This window comes from Roseateles sp., from assembly GCF_031397715.1.
Taxonomy (GTDB): Bacteria; Pseudomonadota; Gammaproteobacteria; order Burkholderiales; family Burkholderiaceae_C; genus Paucibacter_A.
In genome coordinates, this window is sequence record NZ_JANNMI010000412.1 from 1 (window position 1) to 7,842 (window position 7,842).

8 protein-coding genes are annotated in these 7,842 nt (G+C 63.5%); 3 read left to right on the top strand and 5 right to left on the bottom strand.

What is annotated here, in order from left to right; translation table 11 throughout:
• Positions 1 to 1,285, top strand: a 1,285-nt coding sequence (locus tag RMO57_RS18060) for a sensor histidine kinase (protein WP_310389008.1), incomplete at its 5' end; no start/stop codon positions are given.
• Between the two features lie 40 nt (positions 1,286 to 1,325).
• Positions 1,326 to 3,014 carry a GMC family oxidoreductase gene (locus RMO57_RS18065; protein WP_310389009.1) on the top strand — a complete coding sequence of 563 codons (1,689 nt, stop codon included), beginning with the start codon at positions 1,326 to 1,328 and terminating at the stop codon, positions 3,012 to 3,014.
• Here RMO57_RS18065 and RMO57_RS18070 read toward each other — a convergent pair.
• The 4 genes from RMO57_RS18070 to RMO57_RS18085 all read right to left on the bottom strand — a co-directional run bounded on the left by RMO57_RS18070 (position 3,001) and on the right by RMO57_RS18085 (position 6,565).
• The gene (locus tag RMO57_RS18070) at positions 3,001 to 4,536 is read right to left on the bottom strand and encodes a methyl-accepting chemotaxis protein (protein WP_310389010.1); all 1,536 of its coding nucleotides are present in this window, start codon (positions 4,534 to 4,536) and stop codon (positions 3,001 to 3,003) included. The two genes, RMO57_RS18065 and RMO57_RS18070, sit on opposite strands and share 14 nt — an antisense overlap.
• A gap of 42 nt (positions 4,537 to 4,578) precedes the next feature.
• A complete protein-coding gene (locus tag RMO57_RS18075; protein ID WP_310389012.1) occupies positions 4,579 to 5,055 on the bottom strand; it encodes a cache domain-containing protein in 477 nt (158 codons plus the stop codon).
• A gap of 119 nt (positions 5,056 to 5,174) precedes the next feature.
• Entirely contained in the window at positions 5,175 to 5,513 is a 339-nt protein-coding gene (locus tag RMO57_RS18080; protein ID WP_310389020.1) for a hypothetical protein, read from the bottom strand.
• The gene (locus tag RMO57_RS18085; protein ID WP_310389015.1) at positions 5,459 to 6,565 is read right to left on the bottom strand and encodes a leucyl aminopeptidase family protein; all 1,107 of its coding nucleotides are present in this window, start codon (positions 6,563 to 6,565) and stop codon (positions 5,459 to 5,461) included. Before RMO57_RS18085 ends, RMO57_RS18080 begins: the two co-directional genes overlap by 55 nt.
• Before the next feature lie 324 nt (positions 6,566 to 6,889).
• Here RMO57_RS18085 and RMO57_RS18090 point away from each other — a divergent pair, with 324 nt between their 5' ends.
• Positions 6,890 to 7,114 (top strand): hypothetical protein, encoded by a 225-nt coding sequence (locus tag RMO57_RS18090; RefSeq protein ID WP_310389016.1) that lies wholly within the window; start codon positions 6,890 to 6,892, stop codon positions 7,112 to 7,114.
• 166 nt (positions 7,115 to 7,280) lie between these two features.
• On the opposite strand, the gene RMO57_RS18095 is transcribed toward RMO57_RS18090, so the two are convergent.
• The coding region (locus RMO57_RS18095; protein ID WP_310389018.1) for a restriction endonuclease at positions 7,281 to 7,842 on the bottom strand (562 nt) is incomplete at its 5' end.

The window sequence follows — 7,842 nt, forward strand, 5'->3', positions numbered from 1 at the left end:
CGCCATGTATATCGGCCTGATCCACCCGGCCTTGGAAGTCTATCTGCTGGACCGTCAAGGGCGCGTGCTGCAGCACAGCCTGGCTGCCCCCAAGCTGCCTTTGCAGCAAGTGGACTTGGCGGCGGTGCAAGCGCTTGTCAATGCATCGCTGAGTGGCGACTACCGCTCTGTGCAGCTGCCGGTTTACGGCGATGACCCACGCGTGCCCGGTCAGCCTAATCTGGTTTCCATCGCAGCACTGCCCAGCGGAGCGCAGGTGCAGGGCTATCTGTATGTGGTCTTGCGCGGCGCGGCGGCCAGCGAGATCCGCGCCCAGAATTTGGGGCAAAGCCAGTTTGGGCCGGCTTGGGGCCTGACGCTGACGGCCGTCGCACTGGTCGGCTTGATCATCGTCGCGCTGCAGATGACCATCACCGGCCGCTTGCGCCGGCTGGCCGCACAAATGCAAGCATTTCGCCAACCCGACGGCGCCGCCCTGCTGGACTCGCAGGGGGCCAAGGACGAGATCGACCTGGTCGCACAGGCGGCGGGGCTGCTGCAAGAGCGCGTGCAACAACAATTTCACCTGCTGGAAGAGGGCGACCGACTCCGGCGCGAGTTGCTCAGCAATATCACCCATGATCTGCACACGCCGATCGCCAATATCCAAGGCTATGTCGAGACCTTGCTGCTGGGCGGTGACAAGCTTTCGCCGGAGCTGCGCCACCAGTACCTGCAAACCAGCATGTCGCATTGCCAACGCCTGAGCCGGCGGGTGGCCGAGCTGTTCGAGTTGGCGCGGCTGGAATCGGGCCAGGCGCCGGCGCAGCTGGAGCCGTTTTGCATCGCCGACCTGCTCAGCGACGTGGTGCAAAGCCAGCAGCTGAGCGCCCAACAGCGCGGTGTCATATTGTGCTTGGCGCCGGACATCGACCGGCAGGCGCAGGTGCTGGCCGATATCCGCTTGATCGAACGCGTGCTGCAAAACCTGGTCGAAAACGCGCTGCGCCACACGCCGGCCCAGGGCCGGGTCGAGCTGGCCTTGCAGGCCCAGGGCGGCTCTATCGTGGTGCGCGTCAAAGACAACGGCCAGGGCATCGCATCCGCAGACCTGCCGCATATTTTCGAGCGCTACTGGAGCAAGCGGGGCAACGATGCCGCCGCTGCCGTACCCAGCGCTGCTGCCGGCCTGGGGCTGGCCATCGTCAAGCGCATCTTGGCGCTGCATGGGAGCCGCATCGACGTCAGCTCGGTGCTGCGCGAGGGCACGGAATTCAGTTTCGCACTGCCAATGGCAAGGGCCTAACTCAACCCTCACCAGCCCGGTGTAAGCAAGTTGCGACAAGATGCACTTGATGAGCTTTGACTACATCATCATTGGGGCCGGCAGCGCCGGCTGCTTGTTGGCCAACCGCCTGTCGGCCGACCCCCACAAACGCGTGCTGCTTTTGGAAGCCGGCGGCAAGGACGATTACCACTGGATCCACATTCCGGTCGGCTATCTGCATTGCATCGGCAATCCGCGCACCGACTGGCTTTACCAAACCGAGCCCGAGGCCGGCCTCAACGGGCGCAGCCTGCGCTACCCACGCGGCAAGGTCCTGGGCGGCAGCTCCAGCATCAACGGCATGATCTATATGCGCGGCCAAAGCCGCGATTACGAGCATTGGGCAGCGCTGACCGGCGACCCTGGCTGGCGCTGGGACGCGTGCCTGCCGGCATTCAAGCAACATGAAAACCATTGGCGGCTCGACCAGCCTGCAGGCGTGAGCGCAGCTTTCAAGGCTGCCCACGGCCATGGCGGCGAATGGCGGATAGAGCGCCAGCGCCTGCGCTGGGATGTGCTGGACGCCTTCGCCCAAGCGGCCGTGCAAGCCGGCATCCCGGCGACCGAAGACTTCAATGCCGGCGACAACGAAGGCGTCGGCTATTTCGAGGTCAATCAGCGCCAGGGCCTGCGCTGGAACACGGCCAAGGCCTTTTTGCGGCCCACTTGTTACGGCCGCTCAAATTTTGAGTTATGGACCGGCAGCACCGTGCAACGTCTGCGCTTGGAGCGGCTTGACGGCCAGCTCCATTGCCGCGGTGCCGAAGTCCACACGCCGCGCGGGCTCGAAAACATAACATTAAATCCAGGCGGCGAGCTGTTGCTGGCGGCGGGGGCCATAGGCTCGCCACAGATCCTGCAACTGTCCGGGCTCGGCCCGGCCGCTTTGTTGCAGGGCCTGGGCATCGCAGTCCAGCAAGACTTGCCCGGTGTCGGCGCCAATTTGCAAGATCATTTGCAGATTCGCAGTGTCTTCAAGGTGGAGGGGACAGCCACCCTGAATACGCAGGCGGCCAGCCTCTTTGGCAAGGCCAAGATAGCGCTGGAATACGCACTCAAGCGCACGGGGCCGATGAGCATGGCGCCATCGCAACTTGGGGCCTTCACGCGCAGCAGCCCAGACAAGGCCTGGCCCGATCTGGAATATCACGTCCAACCGCTGTCGCTGGAGGCCTTCGGCGAGCCGCTGCACCGCTTCAACGCGATCACCGCCAGTGTCTGCAATTTGAACCCGAGCAGCCGTGGCACGGTGCAGATCCGTTCGGCCGACCCGCTACAAGCGCCGGCCATCGCGCCCAACTACCTGAGCACCGAGGAAGACCGCCGCATCGCCGCCGTCAGCCTGCGCCTAACGCGCAAGATCATCGCGCAGCCGGCCTTCGCGGCCTACCGACCCGAAGAATACAAACCAGGCGCTCAGTACCAAAGCGACGCGGAGCTGGTTGCCCAAGCGGGCGCGATCGCCACGACTATTTTTCACCCCGTGGGGACTTGCAAGATGGGCCGTGACAGCGACCCCATGGCCGTCGTCGACAGCCGGCTGCGGGTGCGCAGCGCGCATGGTGTGGTCCAGGGCTTGCGCGTGGTCGATGCCAGCGTGATGCCCACCATCACCAGCGGCAATACCAACTCGCCGACCTTGATGATTGCGGAGAAGGCGGCCGCTTGGGTCTTGGCGGATGCGCCTGTCGTGATCAGGGCAACTTGAAGGTATCGACGATCTCCGCCAGCTTGATGGCCTGATCCTTCATGCTCTCGGCTGCCGCTGCCGACTGCTCCACCAAGGCGGCGTTTTGCTGGGTCATCTGATCCAGCTTGACGACCGAGCCATTGACCAAATCAAGCCCCCTCGACTGCTCGGCCGCGGCGGTTGAAATCTCACCAATGATGGCGGAGACGCGCTCCACACTGCCGACGATCTCGCCCATGGTCTGGCCGGCGTCTGCGACCAGCTTGCTGCCGCCCTCGACCTTCTCGACCGAGGCGCCTATCAGGCCCTTGATCTCGCGCGCCGCCTGCGCGCTGCGCTGCGCCAACGAACGCACCTCGCCGGCCACCACCGCAAAGCCACGGCCTTGCTCACCGGCCCGAGCCGCCTCAACCGCGGCGTTCAGGGCCAGGATATTGGTCTGAAAGGCGATGCTGTCGATCACGCCGATGATGTCGCCGATCCGACGCGAGCTGCTGTTGATGTCTTCCATGGTGCTGACCACCTGAGCCACCACGCGGCCACCGCGCGCCGCCACTTCGGCGGCCGAGGCGGCCAAGCGATTGGCCTCCAGCGCCGAGCTGGCCGATTGCCTGACGGTGCTGGTCAACTGATCCATCGATGAGGCCGCTTGCTGCAGGCTGCTCGCTGTCTGCTCGGTACGCTCGCTGAGGTCCATATTGCCGCTGGCGATTTCGGCGCTGGCGGTGCGGATCGAGGCCGAGGCCGCCAACACCGCCTGCATGGAGCCGCCCAGTTGCGCCGTCATGCGACCCAAGGCTCGCACCAGATCGCCGACCTCGTCGCTGCGTTCACTGCTGGCGTCGATCGACAGATTGCCGGCCGCCACTTCACCGGCAATCTCGGTGGCGCGCTGCAACTCATGGGTCAGCTTGCGCTGCATCAGCCAAGACAGACAAACGGCAATGGCCGCCGCCAGCAGCCCCAGGCCAGACAGCAGCCAGCGGGTGCGCCGGGCTTGGCTGTCGGCGGCCTGCACGGTGTCGGCCGACGCCGTCTCCACCCGCTTGATCATCGCGCGCATGGTCTGGGTCAGCACCGCGAAGGAGCTGTCAGCGCTTTGCATCGCAGCGATGCCAGTGTTCGGGTCAACAGAAGAGAGGTCGATCGCCTCGTCCGCCTGCTTCAGGTATTTGGCGATCAAGGGCGCCAGCTGGCTGCTGCTCTGGCGCAGCTCAGCGTCGTCGGCATGGGCCTCGCCGATGCTGGCCGCCACCCGTTGCACGCCCGCCAGCTGCTGCACCAGATCGGCCCGCGCGGACTTGATCTTGGCGTCATCCAGCGAGGCCACCAGGGCCACCGTGCGGTAGACGCCGGTGTGGATCTGGGCCAGTTGCTCCTGCGCATTGCTGAGGGTGCGGTAGTCCTCCAGCTGGGCGTTCATGGTGGCGAGATTGGCTTCGGCCGCACGGCTCAAGAGCAGCGCGTTGAGCTGACCCGCGCTGAGCACCACCACGGCGGTCAGCAGCGGCGCCGCCAGCAATTTCCAAGCAAGTTTCATGGCCACTCCCAGTAGACGGGCGCAGCGGCCCGGAGCACAAACTTACTTGTAAATGCCGCCGCAGACCACCATGTCTTCGAGCTTCTCGCAATACATGCGCTTGGGCTCGATCTTCTTGTTCTCGGGGTTGGTGAACTTGTAGTCCTGCCAAAACGTGGGCTTGGCAGCGGCCATCTCCATGCGCTCCTTGACGAAGGCCTTGCCGTCCACGTCTTTCAGTTCGATCAGGTTTTTGCCAATCATTTTGGCGTTGGCGCCATGGGCACGCACCGTGCCTTCAAGGCCGTAGACGGTGAGGTAGAGATCGCGGTCGCTGAACTGGCCGCCCTTGGTGGAGATCTCGGCGAAACCCTTCTCATGCCCGCTGGTCTTGATGAAGGCGACGCCCTTCTTGACCATGGCAACCGCCTCGGCCTCGGTGGCGCCGCCGTCGGCCGCATAAGCAGTCAACGGCGCGGTGGCAACCAGGCCGGCGAGCAAGCCGGCCTTCAGCGCATTCATGGCGACAGTCATGTGCATTTCAAACTCCTTGAGTGGGCCGTGGCGGCCGCGTGATCGAGTGGCAAAGGCATTGCGCGTCCCGCAAGCGGGGTCTGCCTTTGGCCTATCGGCCCGACGCGGCCTGGCTTGAGGAGTTCTTACGCAGCGAAGCGCTGCTCCAGATAGGCCAGCAGCGTGCGAATCGTCTGCGCCTCGCCACCGACCGGGCGGCCGGGGCGCGCCACATCGTTCCAGGCGAACAGGTCGATGTGCAGCCAGTCCTGGTTCTCGGCCACAAAGTATTCGAGGAAGAGCGCGGCATTGATGGCGCCGCCCAGCGCGTTGCGGCCGGTGTTGACGATGTCGCCGATTGAGCTCTCGATGCCGGCCTTGTAGGGCGCCCACAGCGGCATATGCCACAGCGGGTCTTCCAGCTTCAGGCCTAAGTCGACCAGGTCGCGGGCGCTGTCGAAATGCTTGCTGAACAGCGCCGGCAGCTGCGCGCCGGCAGCTGCGCGCCCAGCGCCACACGGGCGGCGCCGGTCAGCGTCGCCAGGTCGATGATCAGTTCGGGCTTGCCTTCCGAGGCATAAGCCAGTGCGTCGCTCAAGACCACGCGGCCCTCGGCGTCGGTATTGCCGATCTCGATATGCAGGCCTTTGCGAGTCTTGATCACATCGCCGGGGCGGTAGGCATTGCCAGCGATTGAGTTCTCGACCGCCGGGATCAGCACTTGCAGGCGCAGCGGCAGCTTGAAGGCCATCACCAGCGCGGCCAGGCCCAAGGCATTGGCGGCGCCGCCCATGTCCTTCTTCATCTGGCGCATGCCGTCGGCGCCCTTGATATCGAGGCCGCCGGTGTCAAAGCAAACGCCCTTGCCGACGATGCAGAGCAGCGGCGCGTCGGCCGCGCCCCAGTTCAGTTCGATCAGGCGCGGCGCGCGGGTCGAGGCGCGGCCGACCGCATGGATGGCCGGGAAGTTCTGCTTCAGCAAGTCCTCACCAACGATTTGCTTGAACTTGGCGCCATGCTGTTTGGCGATCATCTGGGCGGCCTGCGCCAGCTCCTCCGGGCCCATGTGCTCGGCCGGGGTGTTGACCAGGTCACGGGTGGCGGCCATCGCGGTGGCGAACGCCAGGCCGCGCTGGGCGTCGGCGCTGGGCGCCAAACATAACTCGGCCGGCGCACGGCGGCGCGGCTTGTAGAGGTCGAACTGATAGGCGCCGAGCTCCCAGGACAGCGCGGCGGCTTCGGCCTGCAGGGTCAAGCCCTCGTTCGTCGACAAGCGGTAGCGACCCTCGGGCAAGGCCTGCGGCAGGGCGGCCAAGGCAAACGGGTCGGCAATATGGTGGATACCGGCGAAGACCTGGCCGAGCTTGCCGTCGGGGCCGGGCACCAGCGCGAAGCTATCTGGGGCGCCGACGAAACCGAGCGCCGACAGCCAATGGCGGGTCGGGGTGGGTTGGGTTGGGGCCAGCGTTTGAAAAGCGCTGCGATCGACCACGGTGATGGCGATGGCGGCGGCGTTGGTCTTGAGTTGGACGGTCATGGTGCGGGTGGCTCCGTAGCGGCGCTGATGGAGGCGTGATTGTCCTCTGCCGGGAGGCACTTCTCAGGACCACGCACTTGGGGTTTCAAGGCCAAGTCGAGTTAGAGAACTGACCCTGCTGCCGCACTTGCATTGCACTACTGCCACGATGCCGGGAGTTCGCCCCGGCGGGCGACCGGCTTCTCTTGTCTCGCCAAGAGAAGTCGGCCAGAGAAGGCGACCCTGCCGCATGGCCCTGCGGGTCCGCTCAGTGCTCGAATTTGCCGGGCCGCGCCCAACTCACTTCGCTACGCTGCGTTCAAACAAGGGGCGCGAAACCAGATCTTGAAGTCGCTTCGCGACGCCCGCCAAATTCTGCGCTCTTCGCCCATGCAGAAGGGGGTGAACTCCAAAGAACTCGGCTCGCTGCGCGTCGCCTTGATGGGTGCTGCGCTGCGCGCATGCACCTTGCAAGTCGATGCCGTTCCGGTCAAGTCTTGCCCATCTTCTTCGGATCTCGGCGTTTACAGGAAATTAACGATTAAAGACTTGACCCTCGGCTTTTACTGAAATTAACGATTAAAGACTTGACCCTCGGCTTTTCGCGATTAAAGACTTGACCCTCGGCTTTTCAGTTCGGGGCTTGAGGGTCAGGTCTTGCCTGTTATGTTGGAGGCCTGACGCCAGCCTTTTGACTGCGGCCTTCCTCCCTTGGCATGTATCTTTATGCAAGTCATTAGCCTTCCTCGAAGTAGTCGGAGTCAATGCGTTTGACTACATACGAAGCTGCTGAAGAAACGCCAACGTCGAAGTCCATCATGAGTGCTGAAAGCTGCTTCCCGTCGATGAGAACGACTTTTGTGTCAATGCGCGATGCGTAGTCCATTGCATCAGCCGTGTAAAAAGACGTTGTAATGAAAACGCCTTTCCGGGCTCGTTGTCCTTGTAGGGCACCAACGAACTTCTGTATCTCCGGCCTTCCGACCGATCCTTGCCAGCGTTTGGCTTGAATGAAAATTGTGTCGAGGCCAAGCCGATCTTCTTTAATGATGCCGTCGATTCCACCGTCCCCGGTTTGACCAATTCGCTCCCCTGCATCACGGCGTGACCCGCCATAGCCCATTTTTACAAGCAGTTCTACGACAAGCTGCTCAAAGAACGTAGGTGAGCAAGACAAAATTCTTGCGAGCAACTCTTGAGCCAATTGCTCTCTTAGGCCCTGGTAAGCAAGCTCGATAGCTTCTTCTGGTGTCGTTCTTGTTAGTGGCAATTCGATCGACTGTGTTTGCTCAGAGCTG

Coding starts and splice junctions, on each gene's coding strand:
- RMO57_RS18075 (WP_310389012.1), bottom strand. CDS start 5,055: ATGCACATGACTGTCGCCATGAATGCGCTGAAGGCCGGCTTGCTCGCC.
- RMO57_RS18070 (WP_310389010.1), bottom strand. CDS start 4,536: ATGAAACTTGCTTGGAAATTGCTGGCGGCGCCGCTGCTGACCGCCGTG.
- RMO57_RS18085 (WP_310389015.1), bottom strand. CDS start 6,565: ATGACCGTCCAACTCAAGACCAACGCCGCCGCCATCGCCATCACCGTG.
- RMO57_RS18065 (WP_310389009.1), top strand. CDS start 1,326: ATGCACTTGATGAGCTTTGACTACATCATCATTGGGGCCGGCAGCGCC.